A 13,338-nucleotide genomic window follows, 5' to 3' on the forward strand; every position below is an offset into this window, starting at 1 on the left:
GGGCCCCGGCCGACCGGACTCGGGCGACGGGACTCAGGCGGCAGGACTCAGCCGGTGGGCGTCCCGGCCGCCTGCGTCTGCTCCTGGGCGGACAGCGCCTGCCGTACGAGCGGTATGTACCGGTCCCAGTCCCAGTGCGGCCCTGGATCCGTGTGATCGGTTCCCGGCACCTCGACATGCCCGATGATGTGCTCCCGGTCGACGGGGATGTCGTACCGCCCGCATATCCGGGCCGTCAGCCGCGCCGAAGCCTCGTACATGGCGTCCGTGAAATCCTGCGGACGGTCCACGAAGCCCTCGTGCTCGATGCCGACGCTCCGTTCGTTGTACTCCCGGTTTCCCGCGTGGTACGCCACGTCCAGCTCGCGGATCATCTGTGTGATGCGGCCGTCCTGGCCGACGATGTAGTGCGCGGCCGCGCCGTGACCCGGGTCCTGGAAGACCTTCACCGCGCTGTCGAAGCTGCCCTGGGTGACGTGGATGATCACCCGGTCTATCCCGTAGTCGTCGGGCCGGTCCGCCAGCCGCCAGTTCGCCGACGACGCGGCCACCCACTGGGCGCCCGTGAAGTCGACCTCGCCCTCCTTGCGCGGCTTCTCCACGCTAGGCAGCCGCCACCACAGGCGCGCGAGCTCGTCCCGCGCCAGCACGGCACTGCCCACGGCGGCCGCCGCCCCGCCCATGATCAGCGCCCGGCGCCCGACCCGCCGGTCGTCGTCCTTGGCCCTGCGGCCCTTCGTCCGGGCCTCGGTGTCCGTCTTTTTCTCCCCCATGCGATCTTCAACGGATACTCGCGGGCTTCGGTTCCCGGGGCCCCGTACCCTGGAGGGGTTATGACTGAGACCTCGCAGCGCCCCCGTCCCCTTCGCGTACTCGCCGCCATGTCGGGTGGCGTGGACTCCGCCGTAGCCGCCGCCCGAGCGGCGGAAGCCGGCCACGACGTGACGGGCGTGCACCTCGCGCTCTCCGCCAACCCGCAATCGTTCCGCACGGGCGCGCGCGGCTGTTGCACCATCGAGGACTCGCGCGACGCCCGCCGCGCGGCCGACGTCATCGGCATCCCCTTCTACGTGTGGGACCTCGCCGAGCGCTTCCGCGAGGACGTGGTCGAGGACTTCGTCGCCGAGTACGAGGCGGGGCGCACCCCGAACCCGTGCCTGCGCTGCAACGAGAAGATCAAGTTCGCCGCGCTGCTCGACAAGGCGCTCGCGCTCGGCTTCGACGCGGTCTGCACGGGCCACTACGCACAGGTGATCGTCCGTGCGGACGGCACACGCGAGCTGCACCGCGCCTCCGACATGGCCAAGGACCAGTCGTACGTCCTCGGTGTCCTCGACGACCGCCAGCTCGCGCACGCCCTGTTCCCGCTCGGCGACACGGTCACCACGAAGGACGAGATCCGCGCGGAGGCCGAGCGCCGGGGCCTCGCCGTCGCCAAGAAGCCGGACTCCCACGACATCTGCTTCATCGCCGACGGCGACACCCAGGGCTTCCTGGCGAACCGTCTCGGCAAGGCCGAGGGCGACATCGTCGACGAGTCCGGCACCAAGCTGGGCACCCACGAGGGCGCGTACGGCTACACGATCGGCCAGCGCAAGGGGCTTCGCATCGGCACCCCGGCCGACGACGGCAAGCCGCGCTACGTCCTGGACATCTCACCGGTCGACAACACGGTCACGGTCGGCCCGGCGGCCGCCCTGGACGTCAACGGCCTGACCGCGATCAAGCCCCGCTGGTGCGGCTCGGCCCCCTCCGGCCCCGGCACCTACACCGCCCAACTCCGCGCCCACGGCGGCGAGACGACGGTCACGGCGGAGCTCGTCGACGGCACCCTGGAGGTCGCCTTCACCGAGCCGGTCCGCGGGGTCGCCCCGGGCCAGGCGGTCGTCTTGTACGACGGCACGCGCGTGGTGGGCTCCGCGACGATCGCGACGACCACGCGCGCGACGGCGTCCGTCTAACGGTGGTCCCTGGTCACACCACTTCCACTTCGTAGAAGCACAGGTGGTCCTTGATCTGGGTGACTTCGGTCTTGGGGTCGGGGTACGCCCAGACCAGGTCGGCCGCGTCGGGGAGTGACCAGTACGACGCGGTGCCCTTGAACGGGCAGTACGTGTGGGTCTCGGAAGCCGCCAGCAGGTCGAGGCGGACATCCTCCGGGGGCAGGTAGTAGCGCACGGGACAGCCGGTCTCGCGCAGCAACAGGGGGCGGTCGCTCTCCGCCAGGATCTGGTCGCCGTGCACGACGCGTACGCGTTGCGTGCCCTGCTCGATGGTGATCGTGTGTCCTTCAGCCATACCTGGGAAGCACCGGCGGGCCCGGAGTTCTTCCCCCGTACCGTGGACGCATGAATATCTGCGTCTTCCTCTCCGCCGCCGACCTCGACGACCGCTACACGCGCCCCGCGCGGGAGTTCGCGGAACTGCTCGGCAAGGGCGGTCACACCCTGGTGTGGGGCGGTTCCGACGTCGGTCTCATGAAGGTGGTCGCCGACGGTGTGCAGGAGACGGGCGGACGCCTCCTTGGCGTCTCCGTGGACTTCCTGGCGGCCAAGGTCCGTCCGAACGCCGACGAGATGGTCATCGCGGGTGACCTCGCCGAGCGCAAGGCGCTGCTCCTGGAGAAGGCCGACGCGGTGGTGATCATGGTCGGGGGAACGGGGACGCTCGACGAGGCGACCGAGATCCTGGAACTGAAGAAGCACGGGAAGACCCAGAAGCCGGTGGTGCTGCTCAACACGGCGGGCTTCTACGACGGCCTCAAGGAGCAGTTCCGGCGCATGGAGGACGAGGGATTCCTGCCGCTGCCTCTCACTGAGCTGGTGTTCTTCGCGGAGGAGCCGGTGGGGGCCCTGGCCTACCTCGAAGAGAGCCAGGGCCAGCAGTGATGCGAGCATGGCGGGCATGGCTACACATGTGATCACCGGGGCGGGCTCCGGCATCGGCGCGGCGGTCGCCCGCCGCCTCCACGCGCGCGGGGACGACATCGTGCTGCACGCGCGCGACGCGGGCCGCGCGAAGGAGCTCGCCGCGGCGTACCCGGGAGCGATGACGCTCGTCGGCGACCTTGCGGACCCGGACAAGCTCTCCTGGGCGTTCTCGCACCAGACGCTGCCCGACCGGATCGACTCACTCCTGCACATCGCGGGCGTGGTCGACCTCGGCCCGGTCGGCGAGCTGACCCCCAAGTCCTGGCGCCACCAGCTCAACGTCAACCTGATCGCCCCCGCCGAGCTGACCCGCCACTTCCTGCCCCAACTCCGCGTCGCCCAGGGCCACGTGCTGTTCGTCAACTCCGGCGCCGGCCTCAACGCCCACGCCGACTGGTCCGCGTACGCGGCCTCCAAGCACGGCCTCAAAGCCCTCGCGGACTCCCTGCGCCACGAGGAGCACGGCAACGGCGTCCGCGTCACCTCCGTCTACCCCGGCCGCACCGCCAGCCCCATGCAGGCCAAGGTCCACCAGCAGGAGGGCAAGGAGTACGACGCGTCGAAGTGGATCGACCCCGAGTCCGTCGCGACGACGATCCTCATGGCCCTCGACCTGCCGCACGACGCGGAGGTCAACGACCTGACGGTGCGACCGGGACGCTGACCTCCCGAGAAGCATTCCGTACGCTTCCGGAGTGAGCGAAAACAGCAAGTTCAGGTTCGGGCCCGCGACCGGGGTCGGGTCAATGCCGGGCGGGGATGCCCGCGAGGCGGCCAAGACGGTGGTCGGGTCCTTCGAGGACTTCCCGTTTCTGCCCGAGCTGCCCGCGCGGGGACCCGGCGCGGACATGATCGGGCGGACCGCCGGGATGCTCGTCGAGCTGTTCGCGCGCGTGGAGCCCAGCGGATGGCGGCTCGGGGACAGGCCGGGGAGGGACACCAAGAGGGCGAGGTCGTGGCTGGGGGAGGACCTCGACGCGATCGAGGAGTTCACCCAGGGGTACGAGGGGCCGCTGAAGGTGCAGGCGGTGGGGCCCTGGACGCTGGCCGCCGCACTGGAGTTGAGGAACGGCGAGGTGGCGCTGTCCGACCTCGGGGCCTGCCGGGACCTCGCCGGTTCGCTCGCCGAAGGGCTGCGCGTCCACCTCGAAGAGGTGCAGCGGCGCATTCCGGGAGCACAGCTCGTCCTCCAGCTCGACGAGCCGTCCCTCATCGCCGTACTGCGCGGGCACGTGAAGAGCGCGAGCGGCTACCGGACCCACCGTGCCGTCGACCGGCAGCTGATCGAGGCCACCCTGCGGGACGTCATCGGGGTTCACAGCAGCGGGCCGGTCGTGGTGCACTCGTGCGCGCCCGACGTGCCGTTCGCGCTCCTGCGCAGAACGGGCGTCGCGGCGATCTCCTTCGACTTCTCGCTCCTCACCGAGCGTGACGACGATGTGATCGGGGAAGCAGTGGAGGGCGGGACGCAGCTCTTCGCCGGTGTCGTCCCCAGCGTGGACGGCGCAATGTCAGACCCTGCCGGTAGCGTCATGGGTGTCAGGACGCTGTGGCGCAGGCTGGGGCTGCATCCGGGGCTTCTCGCGGAGGCGGTCACGGTCACTCCGTCGTGCGGGCTGGCGGGGGCTTCCCCCGACCATGCGCGCAAGGCACTCGCCCATTGCGCCCGGGCGGCGAGATCACTCGCGGACAACCCTGAGTAACGGGAGGACAACACGGTGGCCGGCGAAAAGCACGCAGAGCCCACATCGGTACCCGCCGAGGCGCGGGAGAAGCACGCGCTGCTCGCCGAGCAGATCGAGGAGCACCGCTTCCGGTACTACGTGAAGGACCAACCGGTCGTCAGCGACGCGGAGTTCGACAAGCTCCTGCGCTCACTGGAGGCGGTGGAGGAGGAGTACCCCGAGCTGCGCACCCCCGACTCCCCGACCCAGAAGGTCGCGGGCGCGTACGAGACCGAGTTCACCTCGGTCCAGCACCGCGAACGCATGCTCTCGCTCGACAACGCCTTCGACGACCTGGAGCTCGCGGCCTGGGCGGAGCGCGTCGCGAGAGACGTGGGCACCTCCGACTACCACCTCCTGTGCGAGCTGAAGGTCGACGGCCTCGCGGTCAACCTCACGTACGAGCACGGCCGCCTCACGCGCGCGGCGACCCGCGGCGACGGCCGCACGGGCGAGGACATCACGCCCAACGTCCGCACGATCGCGGAGATCCCGGACCGTCTCAAGGGCGACCGCGTCCCGGACCTCGTGGAGATCCGCGGCGAGGTCTACTTCCCGATGGAGAAGTTCGAGGAGCTCAACGCCCGCCTGGTGGAGGGCGGCGACAAGCCCTTCGCCAACCCCCGCAACGCGGCGGCGGGTTCGCTGAGGCAGAAGGACCCCCGCGTCACCGCGACCCGCCCGCTGCACATGGTCGTGCACGGCATCGGCGCCCGCGAGGGCTTCGACATCGATCGCCTCTCCCAGGCGTACGACCTGCTGCGCGAGTGGGGCCTGCCGACCACCCAGTACGCCAAGGTGGTCGACGACCTCGACGGCGTACGGGAGTTCATCGCGTTCTACGGGGAGAACCGCCACTCCGTGGAGCACGAGATCGACGGAGTGGTCGTCAAGCTCGACGAGATCCCGCTCCAGGGCCGCCTCGGCTCCACCTCGCGGGCGCCGCGCTGGGCGATCGCCTGGAAGTACGCGCCCGAGGAGGTCAACACCAAGCTGATCAACATCCGGGTGGGTGTGGGCCGCACGGGCCGCGTCACGCCGTACGCGCAGGTCGAGCCGGTCACGGTGGCCGGCTCCGAGGTCGAGTTCGCGACCCTGCACAACCAGGAGGTCGTGAAGGCCAAGGGCGTCCTCATCGGGGACACGGTGGTGCTGCGCAAGGCCGGTGACGTCATCCCCGAGATCCTCGGTCCTGTGGCCGATCTGCGCGACGGCAGCGAGCGGGAGTTCGTGATGCCCGCTCAGTGCCCCGAGTGCGGTACGGCCCTGCGGCCCATGAAGGAGGGCGACATCGACCTCCGGTGCCCGAACGCCCGTACCTGCCCGGCCCAGTTGAGGGAGCGGCTCTTCTATCTGGCGGGCCGCAAGGCGCTGGACATCGAGCACTTCGGGTACGTCGCCGCTGCGGCCCTCACCAAGCCGCTGGAGCCGGCCGAGCCACCGCTCGTGGACGAGGGCGACCTCTTCGACCTGACCATCGAGCGACTGCTGCCCATCAAGGCGTACGTCCTCGACCAGGACAGCGGACTGCCCAAGCGCGACCCGAAGACGGGCGAGGAGAAGATCGCCACGGTCTTCGCCAACCAGCAGGGCGAGCCGAAGAAGAACGCGATCGCCATGCTGGACACCATCGCGGCGGCCAAGGAGCGCCCGCTCGCCCGCGTCCTCACCGGTCTGTCGATCCGTCATGTCGGGCCGGTCGCGGCCGAGGCACTGGCCCGCGAGTTCCGCTCGATCGACCGGATCGAGGAGGCCACCGAGGAGGAGCTCGCCGCCACCGAGGGCGTCGGCGCGATCATCGCCGCCTCCCTCAAGCAGTGGTTCGCGGAGGACTGGCACCGCGAGATCATCCGCAAGTGGAAGGCCGCCGGCGTCCGCCTGGAGGAGGAGGGTTCCGGCGAGGACGAAGGGCCTCGTCCGCTCGACGGGCTCACCGTTGTCGTCACCGGAACGCTCGAACACCACACGCGGGATGGCGCGAAAGAGGCCCTGCAGAGCCGGGGAGCGAAAGTGACCGGTTCTGTTTCGAAGAAGACAGCTTTCGTCGTAGTGGGAGACAATCCCGGTTCCAAGTACGACAAGGCCATGCAGCTGAAGGTTCCGGTTCTGAACGAGGACGGCTTCGCTGTCCTGCTCGAACAGGGGCCGGAGGCGGCAGCGGAAGCCGCGCTTCCGATCGAGCTTCCGACCGAGGAGTAGCGGTTGAAGGCCACCCGTTCGGCGCATATCAGATGCATACGGGTGGCCGGGTCGCATTCGGGCAACCGTGGACGACCGCTGCCCGTGGAAGCCTTCTGCGGCCTACTGTTGAGGTGTGCGCCTGCCGTGCCCAGCTGCGGTTGGGGCATCCCCTGCTCCTCGGGAGTGCGGGGAATGGTTTTGAGACGCGGCGTCCGTGGCCAGTTGTCTTCGGGCTCGGGTCGCGTGGCGTGGGCACCGCCGGCTGTGAGAGGGACGGGAATGGAACCGACCGAGAGCGCCGCCCCTGACTCACGGCTGCGCCTGCGCCGGATGGCCGGCGCATGGCTTGGCGCAGCCCGCGGGACGGCGCGGACCTCGGAGCACCCCGGTGCCGCGCCCCGCACGGCCGCCCGCGGTGTGGGTGTCGGCGGTCTCGCCCCCGGCCCCGGCATGGCGGGCCACGAGCCCGAACGGCCCATATCCTGGCCCGCGCTGCCGACGGCGGTCGTCGCGGTGGCCGGGTTCGTCCTCGGTGCCGGTTTCTACCGGGCGTTCAGCGGGGACCACGCGCTCTTCCCCTCCGGCGCCGTCGGCTGGTCGCTCGCGCTGCTGACCGGCGTCATCGTCGGCCACCTGGTCGCCCTCGGCCGTTCTCGCTGGTGGGGCGGCACGGGCTCCGGCGCCGCCCTCACCCTCGCGGTCCTGCTGCTGTACGGCTGGGTGCCCGCCGGAATGGTCAGCCTGACCGTCGTCCTCCTGGTCGGTATCGCGCGCCGCAACCGCTGGCGCCAGGGCATACTGCACGGCGCGGTCGACATCCTCGGCATCGGCGCCGGGGCGCTGGTCCTGGCCGCGTGGGGACGGTTCCCGTCCGTCGAGACGCCCTGGAATCCGGAGACCTGGACCGTCTCCGCCGTACCCGAAGTGGTCCTGGTCGCCGCCGCGTATCTCGCGGCCACCCGCACTCTGCTCTGGTACGTCCACGCGCCGCGCACCGGCGGTCTGCCGACCGTCGCCCGCACGGCCCTGGTCAGACAGGGGCTCGTCGCCGTCGCGCTGCTCGGCATCACGCCGCTGATCTGTGTGGTCGCGACCGCGCAGCCGATGCTGCTGCCGCTGTTCTCGATCCCGCTGATCGCTCTCGACTCCACGCTGTGGATAGCCCGCGCGCGGGCCGAGGAGCAACTGCGCGACCCGCTGACCGGGCTGCCCAACCGGCAGTGGCTGCTTGAACGTACGTGGACGGCTCTGGACGATGCCGAACGCATCGGTGCGCGGTCTGCCCTGATGCTGATCGACCTGGACCGTTTCCGTTCGGTGAATGACACGTTGGGGCATCTCGCCGGGGACCGGCTGCTCCTTCAGATAGCCGATCGGCTGCGGCTCAACCTGCCGCGCGGGGCGGAGGCCGCGCGGCTGGGCGGCGACGAGTTCGCCGTGTTACTGCCGATCGCCGACTCCACGACGTCGGCCACCCGGGTCGCCCGCAATCTCGTCGCGGCGCTCGGTTCCTCGCTCGACCTCGACGGGCTCTCGCTCGTCCTGGAGGCCAGCGCCGGGCTCGCCGTCTTCCCCGACCACGCGCTCGACGCCGAGGGCCTGCTCCGGCGGGCGGACGTCGCGATGTACCAGGCGAAGCGGGACCGGACGGGTGTGGAGGTGTACGAGTCCAAGCGGGACTCGAACACCCCGGACCGGCTGGGGCTGCTCGGGGATCTGCGCAGGGCCCTGGACGCCGGTGATGTCGAGCTGCACTACCAGCCCAAGGTCCGGTTCGACGGGCAGGTGGCGGGACTTGAGGCACTCGTACGGTGGGTGCACCCCGAGCGGGGGAGGGTGGCGCCGGACGAGTTCATAGCCATCGCCGAGTCCTCCGGGCTGATGCCGCACCTCACCGAGTACGTCCTGGAGACCGCGCTCGCGCAGGTCGCGCGGTGGCGGGCGCAGGGCCTGCACGTGCCGGTCGCGGTGAACGTCTCACCGCGCGACGTCCACACTCCCGGGTTCGCCGGGTCGGTCGCCGCGCGGCTCGCCCGGCACGGGGTTCCCGCCGGGTCGCTCCAGCTGGAGATAACGGAGCATGTGCTCCTCGAGGATCCGCAGCGGGCCGCGGACACCCTGGCCGGGCTGACCGGACACGGCGTGAAGATGTCGCTGGACGACTTCGGTACGGGGTACTCCTCGCTCGTCCATCTGCGCCGGCTGCCGGTCAGCGAGCTGAAGATCGACCGTTCCTTCGTCGCGAAGCTCGCCGTGGACAACGAGGACGCGGAGATCGTGCGCTGCACCATCGACCTCGCGCACTCCCTCGGACTGCTCGTCGTCGCCGAGGGCGTGGAGGACGACGAGACGTGGGAGCGGTTGCGGGACCTGGGGTGTGACGCGGTGCAGGGGTGGCTGGTCGCCGCCGCGATGCCGCCGGAGGACACCACGGCGTGGCTGCTCGCGCGGGGGTCGCGGGGGTGGCAGCGGCCTCGGGCCGCCCTGCCGGCCGCGGAGTAGCCTGCGGGCCGGTGGGGGTTGCCGCTTGGTTCTCCCGCCCGCGCACCGCCCGGGACGGTTCGTCGACAAGTGAACCCCTGCCGTGGGGGCTGAGCGCTGTCGGCGCCCGCCCGTAGAGGAGCGGGACCGTCAGGGGCGCGGGGAACTGCGCGCCCAGCCCCATGCGGCCCGCAGCTCATGAACGATGGCGCGCCCCCCGTACAGACGGCCGCCGACGGCGCGGAACCCCCACAGGAGAGCCCCACTTGTCAGGTGAGGGTCACGGGCGGGCGTGGGTGGGCAAAGCCCCCGGAAGAAACCCGGGCGCAGGCACCACCCCCGGCCCCATAGGATTGGGCCAAACCACACACACTCCACCCCAGAGGAACGCCGCATGCCTGGCATCACGCGCGAGGAGGTCGCCCACCTCGCACGGCTGGCGCGTCTGGAGCTGAAGGGCGAAGAGCTCGACCACTTCGCCGGCCAGCTCGACGACATCATCGGCGCGGTCGCCCGCGTCAGCGAGGTCGCCGACCAAGACGTACCGCCGACCTCTCACCCGCTGCCGCTGACGAACGTCATGCGCGCGGACGAGGTCCGTCCGTCGCTCACCCCCGAGCAGGCGCTCTCCGGCGCCCCGGCCCAGGAGCAGCAGCGTTTCAAGGTGCCGCAGATCCTGGGGGAGGACTAATCACCATGACGGACACCAACATCAACATCATCAGGCTGACCGCCGCCGAGATCGCCCAGAAGATCACCGAAGGCGAACTCACCGCCGTAGAGGTCACCGAGGCGCACCTCGCCCGTATCGAGGCCGTCGACGAGAAGGTGCACGCCTTCCTCCACGTGGACCGGGAAGGCGCTCTCGCGCAGGCCCGAGCCGTGGACCGGAAGCGGGCCGACGGCGAGAAGCTCGGCCCGCTGGCCGGCGTCCCGCTCGCGCTCAAGGACATCTTCACCACCGAGGGGATCCCGACCACCGTCGGTTCGAAGATCCTCGAAGGCTGGATCCCGCCGTACGACGCGACCGTCACCAAGAAGCTGAAGGCCGCCGACGTCGTCATCCTCGGCAAGACCAACATGGACGAGTTCGCCATGGGGTCCAGCACCGAGAACAGCGCGTACGGGCCGACCGGCAACCCCTGGGACCTGTCCAGGATCCCCGGCGGCTCGGGCGGCGGTTCGAGCGCCGCGCTCGCCTCCTTCCAGGCCCCCCTCGCCATCGGCACCGACACCGGCGGCTCCATCCGCCAGCCCGCGGCCGTCACCGGCACGGTCGGCGTGAAGCCGACGTACGGCGGCGTCTCCCGCTACGGCATGGTGGCGTTCTCGTCCTCCCTCGACCAGGGCGGGCCCTGCGCCCGTACGGTCCTGGACGCGGCCCTGCTCCACGAGGTCATCGCCGGGCACGACCCGCTCGACTCGACCTCCATCGACGCCCCGGTCCCGCCGGTCGTCGAGGCCGCGCGCAACGGCTCGGTCGCCGGGATGCGCGTCGGCGTCGTCAAGCAGTTCGCGGGCGAGGGCTACCAGGCCGGAGTCGTCCAGCGCTTCAACGAGTCCGTCGCCCTCCTCAAGGAGCTGGGCGCCGAGATCGTCGAGCTGGACTGCCCGTCCTTCGACCTGGCGCTCTCCGCGTACTACCTGATCGCGCCGTCCGAGTGTTCGTCGAACCTCGCCCGCTTCGACGCCATGCGCTACGGCCTGCGCGTCGGCGACGACGGCGCGCACTCCGCCGAGGAGGTCACCGCCCTCACCCGCGAAGCGGGCTTCGGCGACGAGGTCAAGCGCCGCATCATGCTCGGCACGTACGCCCTGTCCAGCGGCTACTACGACGCGTACTACGGCAGCGCCCAGAAGGTCCGTACGCTCATCACGCGCGACTTCGAGAACGCCTTCGAGCAGGTCGACGTGATCGTGTCGCCCACGACGCCGACCACCGCCTTCCCGATCGGCGAGCGTGCCGACGACCCGATGGCGATGTACCTCGCGGACCTCTGCACCATCCCGACCAACCTGGCGGGCAACTCCGCCATGTCGCTGCCCTGCGGTCTCGCGCAGGAGGACGGTCTCCCGGTCGGCCTGCAGATCATCGCCCCCGCGATGAAGGACGAGCGGCTGTACAAGGTCGGCGCCGCCGTCGAGGCCGCCTTCGTGGAAAGGTGGGGCCACCCGCTGATCGAGGAGGCACCGTCGCTGTGAGCAACGCACTGTCGAAGGCCAAGGGCTTCAAGAAGTCCAAGTCCGGTACGTACCTGTCCATCGCGACCACCGCGTTCGGGGCCGTCAGCGTCGCCAAGCAGGCCAAGAAGGCCCGCTCCGAGAACGACACGCTGCGGCTGATCGACGCGGCCGTGTCCGCCGCCGCCATCGTCACCGGCCTCGCCATCCTCTACCGGGAGCTCAAGCGCCTGGGCGACGACGACGTCCTGCTGGGCTGAGAGGGAAGTTTTCACCGTGACCACCACGACCGACGAACTGGTGTCGTACGAGGACGCCCTGGCGACGTACGACCCCGTCATGGGCCTCGAAGTCCATGTCGAACTCGGCACCAAGACCAAGATGTTCTGCGGGTGTTCCACCGAGCTGGGCGCCGAGCCCAACTCGCAGACCTGCCCGACCTGCCTCGGCATGCCCGGCGCGCTCCCCGTCGTCAACGCGATCGGCATCGAGTCCGCCATCAAGATCGGCCTCGCGCTGCACTGCGAGATCGCCGAGTGGTGCCGCTTCGCCCGGAAGAACTACTTCTATCCGGACATGCCGAAGAACTTCCAGACCTCCCAGTACGACGAGCCGATCGCCTTCAACGGCTATCTGGACGTCCAGCTGGAGGACGGCGAGGTCTTCCGCGTGGAGATCGAGCGCGCCCACATGGAGGAGGACACCGGCAAGTCGCTGCACGTCGGCGGCGCCACCGGCCGTATCCACGGCGCCTCGCACTCCCTCCTCGACTACAACCGCGCGGGCATCCCGCTCATCGAGATCGTCACCAAGCCGATCGAGGGTGCGGGCGAGCGCGCTCCCGAGGTCGCCAAGGCGTACGTCGCCGAGCTGCGCGAGCTCATCAAGGCGCTCGACGTCTCCGAGGCCCGCATGGAGCAGGGCCAGATGCGCTGCGACGTGAACCTGTCGCTGCGCCCGCACGGCCGCGAGAAGTTCGGCACGCGGAGCGAGACGAAGAACGTCAACTCCCTGCGCTCCGTGGAGCGTGCGGCCCGCTTCGAGATCCAGCGGCACGCAGCCGTGCTCAACAGCGGCGGCACGATCATCCAGGAGACCCGCCACTTCCACGAGGACACCGGGTCCACGACCTCGGGCCGCGTGAAGGAGGAGGCCGAGGACTACCGGTACTTCCCGGAGCCCGACCTCGTCCCCATCGCCCCGTCCCGTGAATGGGTCGAGGAGCTGCGCGCCGGTCTGCCCGAGCAGCCGCTGGCCCGCCGCAACCGCCTGCGCGAGGAGTGGGGCGTCGGCGCCCACGACATGCAGTCGATCCTCAACGCCGGTGCCATCGACCTGATCGTCGCCACCATCGAGGAGGGCGCCGACGCGGCGTCCGCCCGCAAGTGGTGGATGGGCGAACTGGCCCGCAGCGCCAACGAGTCGGGCAAGGCCCTTGAGGACCTGCCCTTCACTCCGGCGCAGGTCGCCCGCGTCACCGCGCTGGTGGCCGAGGGCTCCCTCAACGACAAGCTGGCCCGCCAGGTCATCGAAGGCGTCCTCGCGGGAGAAGGCACCCCGGACGAGGTCGTCGACAAGCGCGGTCTGAAGGTCGTCTCCGACGAGGGCGCGCTGACCGCCGCCGTCGACGAGGCCATCGCAGGCAACCCGGGCATCGCCGACAAGATCCGCGGCGGCAAGGTCCAGGCCGCCGGCGCCCTGGTCGGCGCGGTCATGAAGGCCACCCGCGGCCAGGCCGACGCGGCCCGCGTCAAGGAACTGATCCTGGAGAAGCTGGGCGTCGGCGAGGGCTGAGCCCAACCTCTGCACAGGCGCCCTGGGGGGATGCATCGAAACCGATG

Annotated in this window: 12 protein-coding genes; 10 read left to right on the forward strand and 2 right to left on the reverse strand. The window is 70.4% G+C overall.

Annotation, left to right across the window (positions count from 1 at the left end; translation table 11 throughout):
- Window positions 1-47 precede the first annotated feature (47 nt).
- A complete protein-coding gene (locus OG219_RS33700) occupies window positions 48-773 on the reverse strand; it encodes an N-acetylmuramoyl-L-alanine amidase (protein WP_266832933.1) in 726 nt (241 codons plus the stop codon).
- Between the two features lie 60 nt (window positions 774-833).
- Here OG219_RS33700 and mnmA point away from each other — a divergent pair, with 60 nt between their 5' ends.
- Entirely contained in the window at window positions 834-1,961 is a 1,128-nt protein-coding gene (gene mnmA, locus OG219_RS33705; protein WP_266832935.1) for a tRNA 2-thiouridine(34) synthase MnmA, read from the forward strand.
- Window positions 1,962-1,974: 13 nt separating this feature from the next.
- Here mnmA and OG219_RS33710 read toward each other — a convergent pair whose 3' ends face one another.
- Window positions 1,975-2,298, reverse strand: a complete 324-nt coding sequence (locus OG219_RS33710; RefSeq protein ID WP_266832937.1) for a DUF427 domain-containing protein — start codon at window positions 2,296-2,298, stop codon at window positions 1,975-1,977.
- Window positions 2,299-2,348: 50 nt separating this feature from the next.
- On the opposite strand from OG219_RS33710, the gene OG219_RS33715 reads away from it, so the two are divergent.
- The 9 genes from OG219_RS33715 to gatB all read left to right on the forward strand — a co-directional run bounded on the left by OG219_RS33715 (window position 2,349) and on the right by gatB (window position 13,291).
- Window positions 2,349-2,888 (forward strand): TIGR00730 family Rossman fold protein, encoded by a 540-nt coding sequence (locus OG219_RS33715; protein ID WP_266832939.1) that lies wholly within the window; start codon window positions 2,349-2,351, stop codon window positions 2,886-2,888.
- Between the two features lie 16 nt (window positions 2,889-2,904).
- On the forward strand, window positions 2,905-3,594 hold the full coding sequence (locus tag OG219_RS33720) for an SDR family oxidoreductase (protein ID WP_266832941.1): 690 nt from the start codon (window positions 2,905-2,907) through the stop codon (window positions 3,592-3,594).
- An 82-nt stretch (window positions 3,595-3,676) separates the two neighbouring features.
- The gene (locus OG219_RS33725) at window positions 3,677-4,633 is read left to right on the forward strand and encodes a methionine synthase (RefSeq protein WP_323183363.1); all 957 of its coding nucleotides are present in this window, start codon (window positions 3,677-3,679) and stop codon (window positions 4,631-4,633) included.
- 15 nt (window positions 4,634-4,648) lie between these two features.
- Window positions 4,649-6,853 (forward strand): NAD-dependent DNA ligase LigA, encoded by a 2,205-nt coding sequence (ligA, locus tag OG219_RS33730; RefSeq protein WP_266832945.1) that lies wholly within the window; start codon window positions 4,649-4,651, stop codon window positions 6,851-6,853.
- A 261-nt stretch (window positions 6,854-7,114) separates the two neighbouring features.
- Window positions 7,115-9,337, forward strand: a complete 2,223-nt coding sequence (locus OG219_RS33735; RefSeq protein ID WP_266832947.1) for a bifunctional diguanylate cyclase/phosphodiesterase — start codon at window positions 7,115-7,117, stop codon at window positions 9,335-9,337.
- Between the two features lie 373 nt (window positions 9,338-9,710).
- Entirely contained in the window at window positions 9,711-10,007 is a 297-nt protein-coding gene (gene gatC, locus OG219_RS33740; RefSeq protein WP_015036350.1) for an Asp-tRNA(Asn)/Glu-tRNA(Gln) amidotransferase subunit GatC, read from the forward strand.
- Between the two features lie 5 nt (window positions 10,008-10,012).
- Window positions 10,013-11,518, forward strand: a complete 1,506-nt coding sequence (gene gatA, locus OG219_RS33745; RefSeq protein ID WP_266832949.1) for an Asp-tRNA(Asn)/Glu-tRNA(Gln) amidotransferase subunit GatA — start codon at window positions 10,013-10,015, stop codon at window positions 11,516-11,518.
- Window positions 11,515-11,757: a hypothetical protein gene (locus OG219_RS33750; protein ID WP_266474783.1), complete on the forward strand. Its 243-nt coding sequence runs from the start codon at window positions 11,515-11,517 to the stop codon at window positions 11,755-11,757. The genes gatA and OG219_RS33750 overlap by 4 nt, the downstream gene beginning before the upstream one ends.
- Window positions 11,758-11,773: 16 nt before the next feature.
- Entirely contained in the window at window positions 11,774-13,291 is a 1,518-nt protein-coding gene (gatB, locus tag OG219_RS33755; RefSeq protein WP_266832952.1) for an Asp-tRNA(Asn)/Glu-tRNA(Gln) amidotransferase subunit GatB, read from the forward strand.
- Window positions 13,292-13,338: the final 47 nt, after the last annotated feature.

The sequence above is a fragment of the Streptomyces sp. NBC_00038 genome, assembly GCF_026343635.1.
Lineage (GTDB): Bacteria > Actinomycetota > Actinomycetes > Streptomycetales > Streptomycetaceae > Streptomyces.

Coding starts and splice junctions, on each gene's coding strand:
- OG219_RS33700 (WP_266832933.1), bottom strand. CDS start 773: ATGGGGGAGAAAAAGACGGACACCGAGGCCCGGACGAAGGGCCGCAGG.
- mnmA (WP_266832935.1), top strand. CDS start 834: ATGACTGAGACCTCGCAGCGCCCCCGTCCCCTTCGCGTACTCGCCGCC.
- OG219_RS33710 (WP_266832937.1), bottom strand. CDS start 2,298: ATGGCTGAAGGACACACGATCACCATCGAGCAGGGCACGCAACGCGTA.
- OG219_RS33715 (WP_266832939.1), top strand. CDS start 2,349: ATGAATATCTGCGTCTTCCTCTCCGCCGCCGACCTCGACGACCGCTAC.
- OG219_RS33720 (WP_266832941.1), top strand. CDS start 2,905: ATGGCTACACATGTGATCACCGGGGCGGGCTCCGGCATCGGCGCGGCG.
- OG219_RS33725 (WP_323183363.1), top strand. CDS start 3,677: ATGCCGGGCGGGGATGCCCGCGAGGCGGCCAAGACGGTGGTCGGGTCC.
- OG219_RS33735 (WP_266832947.1), top strand. CDS start 7,115: ATGGAACCGACCGAGAGCGCCGCCCCTGACTCACGGCTGCGCCTGCGC.
- gatC (WP_015036350.1), top strand. CDS start 9,711: ATGCCTGGCATCACGCGCGAGGAGGTCGCCCACCTCGCACGGCTGGCG.
- gatA (WP_266832949.1), top strand. CDS start 10,013: ATGACGGACACCAACATCAACATCATCAGGCTGACCGCCGCCGAGATC.